This window comes from Luteimonas rhizosphaericola, from assembly GCF_029888045.1.
GTDB classification, from domain to species: Bacteria; Pseudomonadota; Gammaproteobacteria; order Xanthomonadales; family Xanthomonadaceae; genus Luteimonas; species Luteimonas rhizosphaericola.
Window position 1 is genome coordinate 54,884 of sequence record NZ_JARXRN010000011.1, and the last position, 17,249, is coordinate 72,132.

The 17,249-nt window shown below is 70.8% G+C and carries 18 protein-coding genes; 8 read left to right on the top strand and 10 right to left on the bottom strand.

Annotated elements, in window-relative coordinates; translation table 11 throughout:
- Positions 1-288: 288 nt before the first annotated feature.
- From acnD to prpB, 3 genes are all read right to left on the bottom strand, one after another.
- Positions 289-2,904, bottom strand: a complete 2,616-nt coding sequence (gene acnD / locus QFW80_RS00810) for a Fe/S-dependent 2-methylisocitrate dehydratase AcnD (protein WP_280599019.1) — start codon at positions 2,902-2,904, stop codon at positions 289-291.
- A 225-nt stretch (positions 2,905-3,129) separates the two neighbouring features.
- Positions 3,130-4,287: a bifunctional 2-methylcitrate synthase/citrate synthase gene (prpC, locus tag QFW80_RS00815; RefSeq protein ID WP_280599020.1), complete on the bottom strand. Its 1,158-nt coding sequence runs from the start codon at positions 4,285-4,287 to the stop codon at positions 3,130-3,132.
- A 196-nt stretch (positions 4,288-4,483) separates the two neighbouring features.
- Complete coding sequence (gene prpB, locus QFW80_RS00820; RefSeq protein WP_280599021.1) at positions 4,484-5,374, bottom strand: methylisocitrate lyase; 891 nt, start codon at positions 5,372-5,374, stop codon at positions 4,484-4,486.
- Between the two features lie 96 nt (positions 5,375-5,470).
- On the opposite strand from prpB, the gene QFW80_RS00825 reads away from it, so the two are divergent.
- The 7 genes from QFW80_RS00825 to QFW80_RS00855 all read left to right on the top strand — a co-directional run bounded on the left by QFW80_RS00825 (position 5,471) and on the right by QFW80_RS00855 (position 11,180).
- Positions 5,471-6,718: a citrate synthase family protein gene (locus tag QFW80_RS00825; protein ID WP_280599023.1), complete on the top strand. Its 1,248-nt coding sequence runs from the start codon at positions 5,471-5,473 to the stop codon at positions 6,716-6,718.
- 202 nt (positions 6,719-6,920) lie between these two features.
- The gene (locus QFW80_RS00830) at positions 6,921-7,718 is read left to right on the top strand and encodes an ABC transporter ATP-binding protein (protein WP_280599024.1); all 798 of its coding nucleotides are present in this window, start codon (positions 6,921-6,923) and stop codon (positions 7,716-7,718) included.
- Complete coding sequence (locus QFW80_RS00835; protein WP_280599026.1) at positions 7,718-8,467, top strand: MlaE family lipid ABC transporter permease subunit; 750 nt, start codon at positions 7,718-7,720, stop codon at positions 8,465-8,467. The genes QFW80_RS00830 and QFW80_RS00835 overlap by 1 nt, the downstream gene beginning before the upstream one ends.
- 82 nt (positions 8,468-8,549) lie before the next feature.
- Complete coding sequence (gene mlaD / locus QFW80_RS00840; protein WP_280599052.1) at positions 8,550-9,101, top strand: outer membrane lipid asymmetry maintenance protein MlaD; 552 nt, start codon at positions 8,550-8,552, stop codon at positions 9,099-9,101.
- Positions 9,098-9,769, top strand: a complete 672-nt coding sequence (locus tag QFW80_RS00845) for an MlaC/ttg2D family ABC transporter substrate-binding protein (protein ID WP_280599028.1) — start codon at positions 9,098-9,100, stop codon at positions 9,767-9,769. Before mlaD ends, QFW80_RS00845 begins: the two co-directional genes overlap by 4 nt.
- Positions 9,766-10,056 carry an STAS domain-containing protein gene (locus QFW80_RS00850; protein ID WP_280599030.1) on the top strand — a complete coding sequence of 97 codons (291 nt, stop codon included), beginning with the start codon at positions 9,766-9,768 and terminating at the stop codon, positions 10,054-10,056. Before QFW80_RS00845 ends, QFW80_RS00850 begins: the two co-directional genes overlap by 4 nt.
- A gap of 32 nt (positions 10,057-10,088) precedes the next feature.
- Positions 10,089-11,180 carry an MlaA family lipoprotein gene (locus QFW80_RS00855; RefSeq protein ID WP_280599033.1) on the top strand — a complete coding sequence of 364 codons (1,092 nt, stop codon included), beginning with the start codon at positions 10,089-10,091 and terminating at the stop codon, positions 11,178-11,180.
- A gap of 13 nt (positions 11,181-11,193) precedes the next feature.
- Here the strand turns inward: QFW80_RS00855 and QFW80_RS00860 are convergent, their stop codons facing one another.
- Together QFW80_RS00860 and QFW80_RS00865 are read right to left on the bottom strand one after the other, a co-directional pair.
- Positions 11,194-11,934 carry a hypothetical protein gene (locus tag QFW80_RS00860; protein ID WP_280599035.1) on the bottom strand — a complete coding sequence of 247 codons (741 nt, stop codon included), beginning with the start codon at positions 11,932-11,934 and terminating at the stop codon, positions 11,194-11,196.
- A 28-nt stretch (positions 11,935-11,962) separates the two neighbouring features.
- Positions 11,963-13,297, bottom strand: a complete 1,335-nt coding sequence (locus QFW80_RS00865) for a DNA recombination protein RmuC (protein ID WP_280599039.1) — start codon at positions 13,295-13,297, stop codon at positions 11,963-11,965.
- Between the two features lie 136 nt (positions 13,298-13,433).
- Here QFW80_RS00865 and QFW80_RS00870 point away from each other — a divergent pair, with 136 nt between their 5' ends.
- Entirely contained in the window at positions 13,434-14,561 is a 1,128-nt protein-coding gene (locus tag QFW80_RS00870; protein ID WP_280599040.1) for an alpha/beta fold hydrolase, read from the top strand.
- Between the two features lie 118 nt (positions 14,562-14,679).
- On the opposite strand, the gene QFW80_RS00875 is transcribed toward QFW80_RS00870, so the two are convergent.
- From QFW80_RS00875 to QFW80_RS00890, 5 genes are all read right to left on the bottom strand, one after another.
- Positions 14,680-14,946, bottom strand: coding sequence for an SHOCT domain-containing protein (locus QFW80_RS00875; protein WP_280599041.1), 267 nt, complete (start codon positions 14,944-14,946; stop codon positions 14,680-14,682).
- 281 nt (positions 14,947-15,227) lie between these two features.
- The gene (locus QFW80_RS00880; RefSeq protein WP_280599043.1) at positions 15,228-15,698 is read right to left on the bottom strand and encodes an SRPBCC domain-containing protein; all 471 of its coding nucleotides are present in this window, start codon (positions 15,696-15,698) and stop codon (positions 15,228-15,230) included.
- Between the two features lie 273 nt (positions 15,699-15,971).
- Complete coding sequence (locus QFW80_RS17560; RefSeq protein ID WP_425603475.1) at positions 15,972-16,220, bottom strand: type II toxin-antitoxin system PemK/MazF family toxin; 249 nt, start codon at positions 16,218-16,220, stop codon at positions 15,972-15,974.
- 57 nt (positions 16,221-16,277) lie between these two features.
- Entirely contained in the window at positions 16,278-16,652 is a 375-nt protein-coding gene (locus QFW80_RS00885) for a nuclear transport factor 2 family protein (RefSeq protein WP_280599044.1), read from the bottom strand.
- 160 nt (positions 16,653-16,812) lie between these two features.
- The coding region (locus QFW80_RS00890; RefSeq protein WP_280599045.1) for a hypothetical protein at positions 16,813-17,249 on the bottom strand (437 nt) is incomplete at its 5' end.

Here is a 17,249-nt window from a genome sequence, read left to right on the forward strand (position 1 = left end):
GTCACCCGCGTCACCCGCGTAGCCCGCGTAGCCCGCGTAGCCCGGATAAGCGAAGCGCATCCGGGAACTCCGTGACAATCCGGACGCATCGCCCACCCGACGAGTGGATCGCCTGCTCACGACGTCCCGCATGTCCCGCGGGCGCGGCGCGCGGTCACCGGTGGCGCCGCGGCTACCCGGGCGACGGAACCGGGCGAGAGCGGCGCGATCCTGCGTGCGGCGTCCCGCACCTGCGCGGCGCCCCGGATGTGCTGCGCTGATCCGGGCTACGCGTGGGCGATGCATGGGTCAGGTGTTCGCCTGGGCGAGGAAATCCTGGGCGAAGCGCTGCAGCACGCCGCCGGCTTCATAGATCGACACCTCCTCGTCCGAATCCAGGCGGCAGGTCACCGGCACGTCGGTGGTGGAGCCGTCGCGGCGGTGGATCCTCAGCGTCAGCGTCGCCCCCGGCGCGCGCGTGCCCGTGACATCGAAGGTTTCCGTGCCGTCGATCCCGAGCGTCAGCCGCGTGGTGCCGGGCGCGAACTCCAGCGGCAGCACGCCCATGCCGACCAGGTTGGTGCGGTGGATGCGCTCGAAGCCCTCGGCCACGATCGCCTCCACGCCCGCCAGGCGCACGCCCTTGGCCGCCCAGTCGCGGGAGCTGCCCTGGCCGTAGTCGGCGCCGGCGATGATCACCAGCGGCTGCCTGCGCTGCATGTAGGTCTCGATCGCCTCCCACATGCGCACCACCGTGCCGTCCGGCTCGATCCGCGCCAGCGAGCCCTGGCGCACGCTTCCGTCGGCCTCGCGCACCATCTCGTTGAGCAGCTTGGGGTTGGCGAAGGTCGCGCGCTGCGCGGTGAGGTGGTCGCCGCGATGGGTGGCGTAGGAGTTGAAGTCCTCCTCCGGCACGCCCATCGACGCCAGGTACTCGCCGGCCGCGCTCGAACGCAGGATCGCGTTCGACGGCGAGAGGTGGTCGGTGGTGATGTTGTCGCCCAGCACCGCGAGCGGCCGCATGCCGGTGAGCGTGCGCTCGCCGGCGAGCGCGCCTTCCCAGTACGGCGGGCGGCGGATGTAGGTCGACTGCGGCCGCCAGGCGTACAGCGGGCTCACCCGCTCGCCCGAGTCGACCTTCAGCTGGAACATCGGCCCGTAGACGGCGCGGTACTGCTCGGGCTTGACGCTGGCCTTGACCACCGCATCGACTTCCTCATCGCTCGGCCACAGGTCCTTGAGCGTGACCGGATTGCCCTCGGCGTCCACGCCCAGCGCGTCCTTTTCGATGTCGAAGCGCACCGTGCCGGCGATCGCATAGGCGATCACCAGCGGCGGCGAGGCCAGGAACGCCTGCCGGGCGAACGGGTGGATGCGGCCGTCGAAGTTGCGGTTGCCGCTGAGCACGGCCACCGCGTACAGGTCGCGGTCGACGATCTCCTGCTGGATCTTCGGGTCCAGCGCGCCGCTCATGCCGTTGCAGGTGGTGCAGGCGAAGCCGACGATGCCGAAGCCAAGCGCTTCCAGGTCGTCCAGCAGCCCGGCCTCGCGCAGGTACAGCTCCACCGCCTTCGAGCCCGGCGCCAGCGAGGTCTTGACCCACGGCTTGCGCACCAGGCCCCGGGCCACCGCGTTGCGCGCCAGCAGGCCGGCGGCGATGACATTGCGCGGGTTGGAGGTGTTGGTGCAGCTGGTGATCGCGGCGATGATCACCGCGCCATCGGGCATGCGGCCGCCGGCTTCCTCGGCGCGGCCGGCGAGCAGCTTGCCCGCGTCGGCGATGCCGCGCTCGGCCAGCGCGCGCGTGGGCAGGCGCCGGTGCGGGTTTGACGGCCCGGCGAGGTTGCGCTCGACGCTGGAGAGGTCGAAGTGCAGCGTGCGCTCGTATCGCGCGTCGGCGAGGTCATCCGCCCACAGGCCCGCCGCCTTGGCGTAGGTGTCCACCAGCGCCACCTGCTCGTCGGTGCGTCCGGTCAGGCGCAGGTAGTCGAGGGTGTTGTCGTCGATGAAGAACATCGCCGCGGTGGCGCCGTACTCGGGCGCCATGTTCGAGATCGTGGCGCGGTCGCCCACGGTCAACGCCGCCGCGCCCGGGCCGCGGAATTCGAGGTAGGCGCCGACCACCTTCGACTGGCGCAGGAACTCGGTCAGCGCCAGCACCACGTCGGTGGCGGTGATGCCGGGCCCGGGACGGCCCGACAGCTCGACCCCCACCATCTCCGGCGTACGCATCCACGAGGCGCGGCCGAGCATCACGTTCTCCGCCTCCAGCCCGCCGACGCCGACGGCGATCACGCCCAGCGCGTCGACGTGCGGCGTGTGCGAATCGGTGCCGACGCAGGTGTCGGGGAAGGCGACGCCGTCCTGGACGTACACCACCGGCGACATCTTCTCCAGGTTGATCTGGTGCATGATCCCGTTGCCGGGCGGGATCACGTCGACGTTGCGGAACGCCTGCTTGGTCCAGTCGATGAAGTGGAAGCGGTCTGCGTTGCGCCGGTCCTCGATCGCACGGTTGCGGGTGAACGCGTCGGGGTCGGCGCCGCCGCATTCGACCGCCAGCGAGTGGTCGACGATCAGCTGCACCGGCACCACCGGATTCACCTGCGCGGGGTCGCCGCCCTGCTCCGCGATCGCATCGCGCAGCCCGGCCAGGTCCACCAGCGCGGTCTGGCCGAGGATGTCGTGGCAGACCACGCGCGCGGGGAACCAGGGGAAGTCGAGGTCGCGGCGGCGTTCGACCAGCTGCACGAGGTAATCGTCGATGCGCGCCGGATCGGCGCGGCGCACGATGTTCTCCGCGTGCACGCGCGCGGTGTACGGCAGCGCGGCCCAGGCGCCGGGGCGCACGGCCTCGACCGCTGCGCGCGCGTCGAACCAGTCGAGCGACGTTCCGGGAAGGGGCTTGCGGTGCTGGCTGTTCATGGCGGGCGGTTCGCTGGTGGCGTGTAGCGGACGGGGAGTGACTGGGTGACGATCGACAGGCGGTTCACGCGCAGCACCGCTGCTCTTGCGGCGCCTTCCCCGCTTTGCGGGGCATCGCGCCCGTCACGGGTGGACGGTGCCGGACGCGCATGGGGCAGACGGACCGGGCGCGCCTGCCTCCATCCGCAGTCCCCCCGCTAGGCAGCGGAAGGACCGCGGCGCGGCTCAGCCGCGCTGGTCGATCGGCACGTACTGCAGGTCTTCCGGACCGGTGTAGTGCGCACTCGGGCGGATGATCTTGCCGTCGATGCGCTGTTCGATCACGTGCGCGCTCCAGCCGCTGGTGCGCGCGATCACGAACAGCGGCGTGAACATCGCCGTCGGCACGCCCATCATGTGGTAGCTCACCGCGCTGAACCAGTCGAGGTTGGGGAACATCTTCTTGATGTCCCACATCACCGTCTCCAGGCGCTCGGCGATGTCGTACATCCTGCGGCTGCCCTGCTCGTCCGACAGGTCCTTCGCCACCTGCTTGATCACCTGGTTGCGCGGATCCGACACGGTGTACACCGGATGCCCGAACCCGATCACCACTTCCTTGCGCTCCACCCGGGCGCGGATGTCGGCCTCGGCCTCGTCCGGGGTGTCGTAGCGCTTCTGGATCTCGAACGCGACCTCGTTGGCGCCGCCGTGCTTCGGGCCGCGCAGGGCGCCGATCGCGCCGCAGATCGCGGAGTACATGTCGCTGCCGGTGCCGGCGATGACGCGGCCGGTGAAGGTCGAGGCGTTGAACTCGTGCTCGGCGTACAGGATCAGCGAGGTGTGCATCGCCCGCACCCAGCTGTCCTTCGGCGGGTGGCCGTGCAGCAGGTGCAGGAAGTGGCCGCCGATGGAGTCGTCGTCGGTCTCGACGTCGATGACGCGGCCGTTGTGGCTCCAGTGGTACCAGTACAGCAGCATCGAACCCAGGCTGGCCATCAGCCGGTCGGCGATGTCGCGCGCGCCGGGATGGTTGTGGTCCGCCGCTTCCGGCAGCACGCAGCCGAGCACCGACACGCCGGTGCGCATCACGTCCATCGGGTGGGCCGAGGCCGGCAGCTCCTCCAACGCGGCCTTGACCGCGGCCGGCAGTCCGCGCAGCGACTTCAGCTTGGCCTTGTAGCCGCGCAGCTCGGCCGCGCCGGGCAGCTTGCCGTGCACCAGCAGGTAGGCGATCTCCTCGAATTCGGCGGTCTGGGCGAAATCGAGGATGTCGTAGCCGCGGTAGGCCAGGTCGTTGCCGGTGCGGCCGACCGTGCACAGCGCGGTGTTGCCGGCGGCGGTGCCGGACAGGGCCACCGACTTCTTCGGCTTGAACGGCGTGGCTGGGGTGGCTTGGCTCATGGGTCTCTCCTGGACGGCTTGTGCATGGGGCGTGCGGCCGTGGCCGCCGGGAATCGTGTCCGCCCGCGGACGGGCGCTGCGTTGGAAGGATCGAAGCGGCGCTCGCGCCGCGCGAAGACGTGCCGGAGGCAGCCGGCCGGAGCGAGAGCTCCGTCCGGCCCGCCGGCCGACCAGACCGGCGGCCGCCGCGGGCGCCTCAGCGTTTCGCGGCGGCCATGGCGTCGAGCCTGCGCTCGAAGTCGTGGTAGCCGATGCGCTCGTACAGTTCCTCCCGGGTCTGCATGGTGTCGAGCACGGCCTGCTGGTGGCCGTCGCGGCGCACCGCGGCGTAGACGTTCTCGGCGGCCCGGTTCGCCGCGCGGAACGCCGACAGCGGGAACAGCTGGATCGCCACGCCGGCCGAGGCCAGTTCGTCGCGCGAGAACAGCGGGGTCTTGCCGAACTCGGTGATGTTGGCCAGCACCGGCACCTTCACCGCGTCGACGAACCTGCGGTAGGTGTCGAGGTCGTAGGCGGCCTCGGCGAAGATGCCGTCGGCGCCGGCCTCCACGCAGGCCACCGCGCGCTCGATCGCCGCGTCCACGCCGTCGACGGCGATGGCGTCGGTGCGCGCGATCAGGAAGAAGTCCGCGTCGGGTTTCGCGTCGGCCGCGGCCTTCACCCGGTCCACCATTTCCGCCTGCGGCACGATCTCCTTGCCCGGCCGGTGGCCGCAGCGCTTGGCGCCGACCTGGTCCTCGATGTGGCAGGCGGCGGCGCCGGCCTTGGCCAGCGACTTCACCGTGCGCGCGATGTTGAAGGCGCTGGGGCCGAAGCCGGTGTCGATATCGACCAGCAGCGGCAGGTCGCACACGTCGGTGATGCGACGGGTGTCTACCAGCACGTCCTCGAGCGTGTTGATGCCGAGGTCCGGCATGCCGAGGGACCCCGCCGCGACCCCACCACCCGACAGGTACAGCGCGCGGAAGCCGGCGCGCTGCGCGAGCAGGGCGTGGTTGGCGTTGATCGCGCCGATCACCTGCAGCGGCGATTCGGCGGCGAGCGCGGCGCGGAACCGGGCGCCAGGGGACAGGGGGGTCGACGACATGGCGGGCCTGGGCGGCGAGGAGATGGGCGGGACGCAGGCAATGTGTCACCCTTCCTCGGGTTGATCAATCTTGATCGCAATAATCAATCTATCTCCGTGAATTCCAGCGTGCCCGACCCCGCCGACCCCGACCTGATGTCCGCCCGCGAGGCCTGCGCGCGGCTCGGGATCAGCCCGGCCACTCTGTACGCCTACGTCAGCCGCGGCCTGGTCGAATCCCGCCCGGGGCCCGACCACCGCAGCCGGGTGTACCTGCGCCGCGACATCGAGCGCCTGGCCCAGCGCAGGCAGGCCGGCCGCGGCGCGGCGCGCGGCGCCGCCCAGAGCCTGGACCGCGGCCTGCCGGTGATGGAGACGGCGATCTCGCTGATCCGGCCCGACAGCCCCTACTACCGAGGCCGCGCGGCCGTGGCGATGGTGCGCGAGGGCGCCACGCTCGAGGACGCGGCGCGGCTGCTGTGGGACTGCGGCGGGCAGGACCCGTTCGATCCGCCGCCGACTGGGGGCTGGCCGGCGTCGGTCGCGGCGATCGCCACCGATGCCTCGTTGCCGCCCGTGGCGCGCGCGATGGCGGCGATCCCGCTGCTGGCGGTGGACCAGCGCGATTCGCTCAACGCCGCGGCCGCGAACCGGCGCCGGGTGGCGGCCACCCTGCTGCACCAGAACGCCGCCCTGCTGGTGGCCGGCACCCCGGACGCGCGCCCGGTCCACCGCCTGCTCGCCGACGCCTGGCGCCCGGGCGACGCCGCGTTCGCCGACCTGGTGCGCGCCGCGCTGGTACTGTGCGCCGATCACGAGCTCAATGTCTCCGCGTTCGCCGCGCGCGTGGTCGCCTCCACCGGCGCCCACCTGCACGCCACCGTGAGCGCCGGCCTGGCCGCGCTGTCGGGGCCGCGCCACGGCGGCGCCACGGCCCGCGCCTACGCCCTGATCGCCGATGCCGCGGCGGCCGCCTCGCCGGCCGGGTTCATCGCCGAACGCTGGCGCCGCGGCGACGAGCTGCCCGGCTTCCACCACGTGCTGTACCCGGACGGCGACCCGCGCGGCGCCGAAGTGCTGGCGATGCTGCGCCACCGGCGCGATGGAGAGCCGCGGATGCGCCAGGTCGAGGCGGTACTGGCCGCCACCGCCGAGACCAGCGGCCGGCTGCCCAACATCGACGGCATGCTGGCCGCGATCTGCTACGTGCACGGCCTGCCGGCGGCGCCGGCGCTGGCGATGTTCGCCGCCGGCCGCCTGGCAGGCTGGCTGGCCCACGCCCAGGAACAGCAGGACCTGGACCGCCTGATCCGGCCGCGGGCGCAATACACCGGGGTGACGCCGGAAACCGCCGCAGCCGGTTGAATCGACAGGCGCGCACCGGCCCAGGCCCACCCCTTCCCCCCCACGGTTCGCGGACGCGACGTCGCCTCCCCACCGATGGCACATGGCGTGACTTCCATTTCCTGTACCCTCCGGTTCAGTGACTCCGGCGAGGTTCAGCCGCGGTTCGCGATCCTGTGACGCTTCGCCGGCGCCCGCCGGTCGCTCCACTCCCCCGTTTCCGATGCCCGACGCCGCCGACAACGACGCCCCCGCCGTGCGCCTGACCGGGGTCCGCCTGGACCGCGGCGCACGCACGATCCTGGACGGCATCGACCTGGTCGTGCCGCGCGGCAGCGTGACCGCGGTGCTGGGGCCGTCGGGCAGCGGCAAGTCGACCCTGCTGGCCGCGCTCACCGGCGAACTGGTCCCCGCCGCCGGGCGCGTCGACGTGTTCGGCCAGCCGGTGCCGCAGCGCCAGCGCGAGTTGCTGGAACTGCGCAAGTCGATCGGCGTGCTGCTGCAGGGCAACGGCCTGCTGACCGACCTCACCAGCGCCGAGAACATCGCCCTGCCGCTGCGCGCGCACACCCGCCTGCCGCGTCCGGTGATCGACCGCCTGGTGGAGATGAAGCTGCACGCCGTGGGCTTGCGCGCCGCCGCGGACCTGTACCCGCGCGAGCTGTCGGGCGGCATGGCGCGCCGCGTCGCCTTGGCCAGGGCCATTGCGCTCGATCCGCCGCTGATGCTCTACGACGAACCGCTCACCGGCCTGGACCCGATCGCCTCGGGCGTGATCACCAACCTGATCTCCGCGCTCAACGACCGCCTCGGCCTGACCAGCATCATCGTCACCCACCACGTGCACGAGACACTGCCGATCGCCGACCGCGCCGTGGTGATCGCCAATGGAAGGATCGTGTACGCGGGCACGCCGGCCGAACTGGAGGCCAGCGACGATCCGCTGGTGCGCCAGTTCCTGCGCGGCGAACCCGACGGCCCGATCGCCTTCGACAGCGCGCCGCGCGCGGAGGTGGCGTGATGCCGCTGACCGCCGCCCTGCGTTCGGTCGGGCGCGCCGGCCTGTTCTCGCTGTCGGTGCTGCGGGCGTCCAAGCCGACCGCGGACTTCCTCGCCGAGCTGGTGCGCGAGATCTACAAGATCGGTGCGCGCTCGCTGCCGATCATCGCGGTCGGCGGCGCCTTCGTCGGGCTGTCGCTGACCCTGCTCGGCTTCCGCGCGCTCGAGACCTATGGCGCCTCGAACCAGGTCAGCGTGCTGATCGGCCTGGGCCTGTACCGCGAGCTGGCGCCGGTGCTCACCGCGCTGCTGTTCGTGGGCCGCGCCGGCAGCTCGATCGCCGCGGAACTGGGCCTGATGCGCGCCACCGACCAGATCACCGCGCTCGGCCTGATGGCGATCGACCCGGTGGCCAAGGCGGTGGCGCCGCGGTTCTGGGCCGCGGTGCTGACGGTGCCGCTGCTGGTGGGCTTCTTCGCCAGCTTCGCCATCGCCGCCAGCTGGTTCCAGGCGGTGCAGGTGCTGGGCATCGACAACGGCACCTTCTGGCAGACGATGAAGGACGCGGTCGATTTCCACAGCGACTTCGTGCCGGCCTTCGTCAAGGCCGCGGTGTTCGGCGGCACCGCCGCGCTGGTGGCCTCGTACGTGGGCTACCACGCCGAGCCGACCATCGAGGGCACCTCGGTGGCGACCACGCGCGCGGTGGTGAACGCCTCGCTGCTGGTGCTGATGTTCAACTTCGTGCTGTCGGCGTTCCTGTTCCGGTGATCCGCATGCATCGTGTTCAGCCGCCGTCCGTACCCTTCGCAACGCACAACACGCCGCCATGCGCGGCGTCGAGGTAACCACCATGGCCAACCGCGGTCCCCGTCTCGAATTCGCCGTCGGCGCCTTCCTCGTGCTGGCGCTGGGCTCGCTGCTGGTGCTGGCGATCGCCTCCACCAACGGCCGCTTCGGCATGGCGCGCGACAGCTACGAGCTGACCGCGCGCTTCACCCAGATCGGCCAGCTGCGGCCCAACGCGCCGGTGAAGATCGGCGGCGTCACGGTCGGCCGGGTGTCCGGGATCGACCTGGATCCGGTGAAGTTCGACTCCATCGTCACCCTGGCCATCGACAGCCGCTTTGCCGAGATCCCGATCGACACCTCCGCCGGCATCCTCACCGGCGGCCTGCTCGGCGAGAGCTACGTGGGCCTGCAGGTGGGCGGCGACATGGAAGTGTTCAAGCCCGGCGAGGAGATCGTGTTCACCACGCCCGCGGTCGACCTGATGCAGATGGTCGGCAAGTACATGTTCAGCGGCGGCGGCGAGGAGGCCGACGCCGCGCCGCCCGCGTCCGCCGAGCCGCCCGCCGGCGCCGCCCCCGAGACATCCGCTCCCGAAGAAGGAACGACCCCATGACCAGCCCCCGCAAGCTCCTCGTCCTCGCCCTCGCCGCCGCCCTGGCCGCCGGCGCCCCCGTGATCGCCGCCGCCCAGGCCCAGCCCGCCGCCGCGCCCGCGCCGGCGAACATGCAGGGCTCGCCGAGCGAACTGGTGCTCGAGAACACCCGCCGCGTGCTGGAGACGCTGGAATCGCGCCGCGGCGAGTTCACCCGCGACCGCGCCGCGCTGCAGCGCTTCATCAGCGGCGAGTTCGACAGCATGTTCGACCGCGACTACGCCGCGCGCCAGGTGCTCGGCCGCCATGGCCGCGGCGCGTCCGACGCCGACGTGAAGGCCTTCGGCGACGCGCTCGCCGAGAACCTGATGCGCCGCTACGGCTCGTCCCTGATCGACTTCAACACCCGCCTGCAGGTGCGGATCAAGTCCGAGACCGCGCTACCGCGCGGGCTGGGGGTGAAGGTGTCGAGCGAGCTGACCCGCCAGGGCGGCGAGCCGATCCCGGTCGACTACCTGATGCGCCGCGCCGGCAGCGGCTGGCGCGTGTTCGACGTGATGGTGGAAGGCGTGTCGTTCGTGCAGACCTTCCGCCAGCAGTTCGACAGCGAGCTGCAGCGCAAGCCGATCGCACAGGTGGCCCGCGAACTGCGCGCCGGCCAGCTGTCCGCGGACGCGGGCACCGAGTGACCGCGTCGCCGGCCACGGTGACGCGCAGCGGAAACGCGCTGGCCTTCGCCGGCGCGCTCGAGCGCGCGGCCGTGGCCGCGCTGTGGCCGGAGGCGCTGCGGCTGTTGCCGGGCGCGCAACGCTTCGATCTGGCGGCGGTGTCGTCGGTGGACAGCGCCGGCCTTGCGCTGCTGGTGGAACTCGCGCAACGTAACGGCGGCGCGTCCGTGGCCGGCGATCCGCCCGGTCTCGACGGCCTGCGCCGCGCCTACCGCCTCTCCCCCGCCCTGTCCTTCGCGCAGGCATGACGCCCGCGCACGACGTCCGACGGACCGCCACGATGACGCCGCCCCGCCTTCCGCGCCTGACCCCGCTCCTGCTGCCGCTGCTGCTCGCCGCCTGCGCCGGCGGTGGTGGCACGCGCGAGGACGCGCCCGCGCCTGTCGCGGTCGCGCCCACCGCAGCAAACGATGCCGCGGTGGCGGTCGACGCGTCCGCGCAGCCGTCCGACGTGACCGCGGCCGAGCCGTCCACCGTGGCGGCCGATCCCACCGGCGCCACCGGCGCGACCGCCGACACGGCGGCGCCAACGCAGCCATCCGCCGCCCCGGCCGCCACCGGCGAGCCACCCACCCAGGCCGAGCTCGACTACGCCGCGATCTACGGCGCCGGCCCCTACGATCCGGTCGCCGATCCCACCCTGCCCGCGCCCGCCCAGATGCCGGCGGCCTACGACCCGTGGGAGACCTGGAACCGCAAGGTCCACCGCTTCAACAACGCCGTCGACCGCACCATCGCCACCCCGCTGGCACGCGCCTACGTCAAGGTGGTCCCGCGCCCGGTACGACTGGGCGTGGGCAACTTCTTCAACAACCTCGGCCAGCCGGTGAGCGCGCTCAACGCGCTGCTGCAGGGTCGGCCGAAGCAGGCCGGGCAGTCGCTGGGCCGCTTCCTGCTCAACGCCACCGTCGGGGTCGGCGGCCTGTTCGACCCGGCCTCGGCCGCGAACATCCCCAACCGCAGCGAGGACTTCGGACAGACGCTGGGCGTGTGGGGCTGGCGGAACTCGCGCTACGTGGAGCTGCCGCTGTTCGGCCCGCGCACGCTGCGCGACACCTTCGGCCTGGTCGGCGACGCCCCGCTGTCGCCGACCCGCCAGGTGGAGGACGACGGCACCCGGTTCTTCCTGCAGGGGCTGCAGCTGGTGGACCTGCGCACCCAGCTGTTCGCGCTGGACGGCATGCGCGCCGGCGCCGCGGACGAGTACGCCCTGGTGCGCGATGCCTGGCTGCAGCGCCGCAACTACCAGATCCAGTCCGACCGGCGCCAGCAGGCCGAGGACGAATTGCCCGACTACCTGCTCGACGACGAGGCCAATCCCACCGTGCCGGTGGACGTGATGCCGATGGTGCCGCTGTCGCCGACGCCGTAGACGCGCAGCCGCGTCAACGCCGGCCGCTGCCGAAGCGGCACGCGCCGGGCGCGCAACGGGTGAACACGGTGAGGTAGACCGCGCGTCCGGCGGCGGCGCCGACCATCGTGCGTGTCTCGTCGAAGGTCTCGTGAAACCACGGCTCGTCCGTCAACGCACCGGCCAGGCGCTGCCAGTCGGCGCGCGGGTCCTCGGTAATGGACGTGCCAACGCCGCGGATCACGCACACCGATGCGGTGCACTGCGGCGGCGACAGGCGCAGCCGCGTGTAGCGGTCTCCCAGCCGTCGGATCGAAGCCGCCAGCAACGCCTCCACCCGGCGCGCGTCGTCGTCGCGCGGCTCGCGGCGAGAGAGTTCGAGCAGATCCTGCATGGCGCCGCCGTCGCTGGCGGCTTGCGATTCGAGGGCCGCCAGCGCGTCGCCATCGTCGGGCAGCAGCGGCCGTGGCCCTCCGGCCGGTGGAACATCCTGCGCGGGGCCGGGTGCGGGCGACGTGGTCCCGGCAGGCGGGGAAGTGGCTGCGGCGGAGCGCGGTGTGGACGCCTGCTGCGGCGGCGCCGTCAGCGCCTGCCCATCGCGATCGCCACGGGTGTCGAACGCGGACGCGGGGGCGCGGGACTCGACCGTGCGGAGGGTGTCATCCGTCGCATCGTTGCCCGACGACGGCGCCGTCGCGCGGCCGAGCAGGAAGCCGCCCCCCAGTGCGGCGACGACGGCGAGTGCAACTGCGAACCTGGTCTGCATCATCTCCATTGCTCCATGCGGATGGGACGCCTCGGCGTCAGGACTCCCCGTCCTCGCTCCCCGGCAACGCCGGCGCTTCGCTGCCCGGCAGCGACTCGACGCCCTTGAGCTGGCGCTCGATCGCGCGCGTGCGCACGCCCGCCTGCTTGATGCTGTTCTGCACGGTGTCGAGCTGCGAGGTGGCCTTCTCCAGCACCGTGGCGAACTTGCCGAACTCCGACTTCACCGTGCCCAGCAGCTGCCACACCTCGCTCGAGCGCTTCTCGATCGCCAGCGTGCGGAAGCCCATCTGCAGGCTGTTGAGCAGCGCCAGCAGCGTGGTGGGCCCGACGAGGGTGACCCGGAACTCGCGCTGCAGCGCCTCGAACAGGCCCGGGCGGCGCAGCACTTCCGCGTACAGGCCTTCGGTGGGCAGGAACAGCAGCGCGAAGTCGGTGGTGTGCGGCGGGGCGAGGTACTTGTCGCGGATGCGGCGCGCTTCCAGCTTGACCTGGCGCTCGAGCCCGGTGGCCGCGGCGTTCACCGCATCGACGTCGGCGCGGTCCTGCGCATCGAGCAGGCGTTCGTAATCCTCGCGCGGGAACTTGGCGTCGATCGGCAGCAGGATCGACGTGTCCTGGCTGCCGGGCAGGCGCACCGCGAACTCGACGCGCTCGCTGCTGCCGGGCACGGTGGCGACGTTGATGGCGTACTGCTCCAGGGTGAGCACCTGGTCCAGCAGCGCGCCCAGTTGCACCTCGCCGAAGATGCCGCGGGTCTTGACGTTGGTGAGCACGCGCTTGAGATCGCCCACGCCGGTGGCCAGCTGTTGCATCTCCCCCAGCCCGCGCTGCACCTGCTCGAGCCGCTCGGACACCAGCCGGAACGACTGCCCCAGCCGCGTCTCCAGCGTGGACTGCAGCTTCTCGTCCACCGTGGCCCGCATCTGCTCGAGCTTCGCGGCGTTGTCGGCCTGCAGCCGCTGCAGCTGCTGCTCGAGCGTCGCGCGCATCTCGCCGATGCGCTGTTCGTTGCGCTGGGTCAGCTCGCCCAGGCGCTGCCCCAGCACCGCCTCGAAGCGCTGGTGCAGTTCGGCGGTTTCGGTGCGCGCCTTGCGCGCATCCTCGACCAGCGCCTCGCGCAGCACGTCCAGGCGCTGGTCGGTGCGGGTGGCCAGGTCGTCGAGACGGCGGCCGAAGGCATCGATGCGGTGTTCCTGGGCGCTGGACAGGCTGTCGAGCTGCTGGCGCAGTTCGGCGCGACCGTCGCGCTGTTCCTCGCGCAGTGCGCGCTCCAGGCGCGCGTCCGGCCGTCGCAGCACCAGGATCGTCAGCAGCGCGGCAATCGCCAGCGTCAGTCCCAGAAGCAGCCATTGCAGGGTGTTCGCGTCCATTCGCCCAGTGTAGCCGCGGGCGGTCTCAGACCTTGCGCCAGGACGCGGTGCCACCGCCACCGTCGCCGCGTGGTTGCAACCGCGTGCCTTCCGCTGGTATCCCGGGAGTCATACCCGTCGCTGGGAGGCCCCCGAATTGAATACCCGCACGCTGCAGATCCGCTTCACCCTCGCCGCCGGCCTGCTCATGGGCACGCTGATGTTGGCGCTCGCGACGCCGCCAGTCCGAGCCGCCGAGCCCGATGACGAAGCCGTCCGCGCCCGCGCCGTGATGGCCGACCTGCTGCGCATCCCGGGCCCGGCCGGCATGCAGGAGACCTACCGCACCCCGATTCACGGCGTCGACCACTGGATCAGCATCCGTGGCCAGGATCGCGCCAACCCGGTGGTGCTGTTCGTGCACGGCGGGCCCGCCAGCCCGTCCATGCCCAGCCTGTGGCAGTGGCAGCGACCATTGGAGGAATATTTCACGATGGTCCACTACGACCAGCGCGGCGCCGGCAAGACGTATCGCGAGGACCATTCCGACGCGCTCGCCGGCACGCTGCGCATCCAGACCTACGTCGACGACCTGGTCGCCATCGCCGAGCACCTGCGCGCGAAGCTCGGGCAGGACAAGCTGGTGCTGATGGCGCACAGCTGGGGCACGATCCCCGCCATGCGCGCCGCGCTCGCACGGCCCGACCTGTTCCACGCCTACGTCGGCATCGGCCAGGTGATCGACGTGCGCGAGAACGAACGCATCAGCCTGCAGTTCGGCCTGGACGAGGCCCGGCGGCGCGGCGACCGCGAGGCGCTGCGCGAGATGGAGGCGCTGCTGCCCTATCCCGGCAACGAGCCGATCACGCGCGAGCGCATCGTCGCCGCGCGCAAGTGGCCGCAGCGCTACGGCGGCATGGCCGCTTTCCGCGACGAGACCAACCCCTGGTACTACGGTGCCGCGCGCCTGTCTCCCGACTACGACGATGAGGACCGCGCCGCGATCAACGCCGGCAGCCTGTTCACCCTCGACCGCCTGCTGGACGAGTACGTGCAGGTCGACTTCAGCGATGTGCGCCGCTTCCCCATTCCGGTGGTGATGCTGATGGGCCGCCACGACTACACCACGCCCTCGCAGCCCACCGCCGACTGGCTGCAGCACGTGGACGCACCCGCCAAGCGCGGCGTGTGGTTCGAACGCTCCGCGCACATGGTCCCGTGGGAGGAACCGGGCAAGATGCTGGTGACGATGCTGGAGGTGGTGCGGCCGCTGGTGCGGGAGTGAGCTGCCTCGCACCTACGGGCCGGGTTCGAAGCAGGGCCCGCCCTGACGCAGCGACCACCTAGGCGATCGGGGCAACCTGCGGCACGCTTCGCTTCAGTGATGCACGTGCGAGCCTGCCCTACACGCTGGCGATGATGGATGCGCGTTGACGCTCGTACTCGTCGCGCGTGATGTCGCCCGCACGCAGCAGTGCATCGAGACGCTTCAGGCGTGCGTCCACCCCCGCGGGTGTTGCCTCGCCTCCCGCCGTTGGCGGGCGCTCCGCAGAGCCGTGCTTGCGACGTGAGAGCCGCCTCATCAGCCAGACCATTGCGCCGATCAGCGCTGCCGGTATCGCCACCAACAGAAACAGGATTAGCCAGTGCCACATGCTGAAACTACCCATGGAACCTCCGTGTTGAAGCGTCGTGGAGCACGCCGCGCGAGGTTCCAGCATAACCGAGCGTCCGTCGGACCGACGCGCCGCAAGTACGCTCGTTTCGTATCAACTGGCGCCTCGCAGCTTCAGGCGGTACGCGCGGGCCGCAACGATGGGAGTCCGTACGTGCCGGACGATGGTGCTGACAGATCGCGCATTCTCGATCAGCGGGGAACGCCCACCTGCAGATCACGCATGACACTGCCCGCTGTATTCCTGTCGCGCGGTCACTCGCGAAACGGAACCGACTACTCCGCCGCTTCAACGAAGCCGGCCAGGTTCTCCAGGGATGAAATCAAACCGGCCTCGTGGTCCTCCGGCCGAACTCCTTCCGGGACGTCCTCGGCCCGGATGGTCACGAACGTTCCGTCGTCCCGAGGCAGGAATGTCCAGATCATGTGCATGACGCCGGCGAACGAGGGGTCCTCACTCTCGAACATGACCTGTTGCTCGATCCGTCGCCCTTCCTCGAGCCTCGTCAGTCGCACCGCGACCTCGTCGGCGTCCTCCGAGGTCTTGCCGCGTCCCTCGCCCGATCGCGCGTACGTGAGCCGCATGCGGTACGAACCCCCTTCGCGGAAGTCGAAATGCAGCATCTCGCCCGTCATGTCGTCCGGCGGGAGCCAGCGCTCCATCGCGCCCGGTTCCGCGAACGCGCGGTAGATCGCCTGCGGCGTCCCCTGGATCAGCCGTGAGGCCGAGTCGATCCTTGATGTCATCACTCGCTGACTCCACGTGGACGAGCCGGGTCGGGGCCCCACCCCACCCCACCCTACCCTACCCTGCCCTGCCCTGCCCTGCCCTGCCCTGCGCGACGCGAACCGGCACCGGCCCGAATGAACCGCCGGGCCGCACGCCTCGGACGCCAGCCACGGCGATAAAAGGCTTGTTGTACGGAGCGTAACCCGGCAACCACCTGACGCGGGCTGTCGAGAGCGAGCCGATGTATTGGCCCAACCGCGCCTTGTAGACACAGGACACCTGCGAAACGATCACGACGCTGGGTCCGCCTGTCCCGGCTCGCGGAGGGCATTGCCGGGCGCTGAGGCCCTGCGAAGGTTCGAGCTCAATGCGCAGACCACGACGGTGCCGATGCGGGACTGGCTGAAGACGTCCTCTTGCACGACCACGTGCGGATGCGGAGCGCTAGGGACTGCGCCTCTCGTCTCATCGGCCTCGATCCAGGAGAGGTCTCCGCAGCTGACGACGAAGCCGGATTCGGGTGCGACGTCTCTGTCCATGCGGCGTGGTGCTTGAGCGAAGCCGGGCCGCGAAGCGGCTTGGGCTTGAATGAATGGCTAGGCGTGGCCGCCAGCTGCCTGGACTATGGGTGCTTGATGATGCACGACAAGCAGCCATTGCTCACCCTCGCACACGTACGTGGAGGTGCACTGGGCAACATACGCCGAATCGGGAGTGCCGCGATCGGCGCTCGCCACGTACACGAGCACGGCTGCGGCTGGGCCTGCGGACACGAGCTGTTTGTCCCGGAACAGGACGTTACCCCAGCGATTTCCCGAACTGACCGATTTGATCGTGGCGGCGCGATCGAGGATCCCGGCAGGAGGCGGAAGCACCATCAGGGCGTCCGGCGCCAGGGTGGCCGAATAGAAGTCCGACGATCCCAGCCAGAATTGCTCCTCGAGTTGCCACAGGGCTTTGGTGTTGTCCACTTCAAACTCCGAAGATCTGTCTGCCACGACTGACTCCCGAGTCAAGCCGAGATGCGTGGTGAGGACAAGCGCCTGACAGGGTACCTGCCATGCACGCTTTCGTAACGAAGCGGCCTCCAATCGGGAATGGCTTGAAAGAACGAACCGCTTAACACCTGAGTTAAGCCGACCCGCGAAGCGGGTTCGGCTTGAATGACTTGTTAGGCGGCTGGCGACGGATGGCAAACACCAGCGCCGAGCAGACCAACCACCAGAACAGCACAAAGAACAGCATAAAGAACGATGCGCCGCTGTATGGGCCGCCGGGCTGTATGGCTAGGGACTTGGAAACTGCAGGGAGCCCAGTTTGCAACAGCCAAAGAGGCGGGCTGATAAAGATGTCGCGGAGGTGATGCCAAGCACCACCGGCTCCGTCAGTTGCAAAGGAGACGCCAAGGAAGAGCGCGGAAAGCAAGAGGCCAATCACCAATGCAATGAGTATGCGCAAAGTTAGTTCCTGCCGCCTAACGCTTGAGTTAAGCCGACCCGCGAAGCGGGTTCGGCTTGAACGAATAGTTAGGGCGCCGGCGACGGAACTGCCGGGCCCCGTGGCCGGAA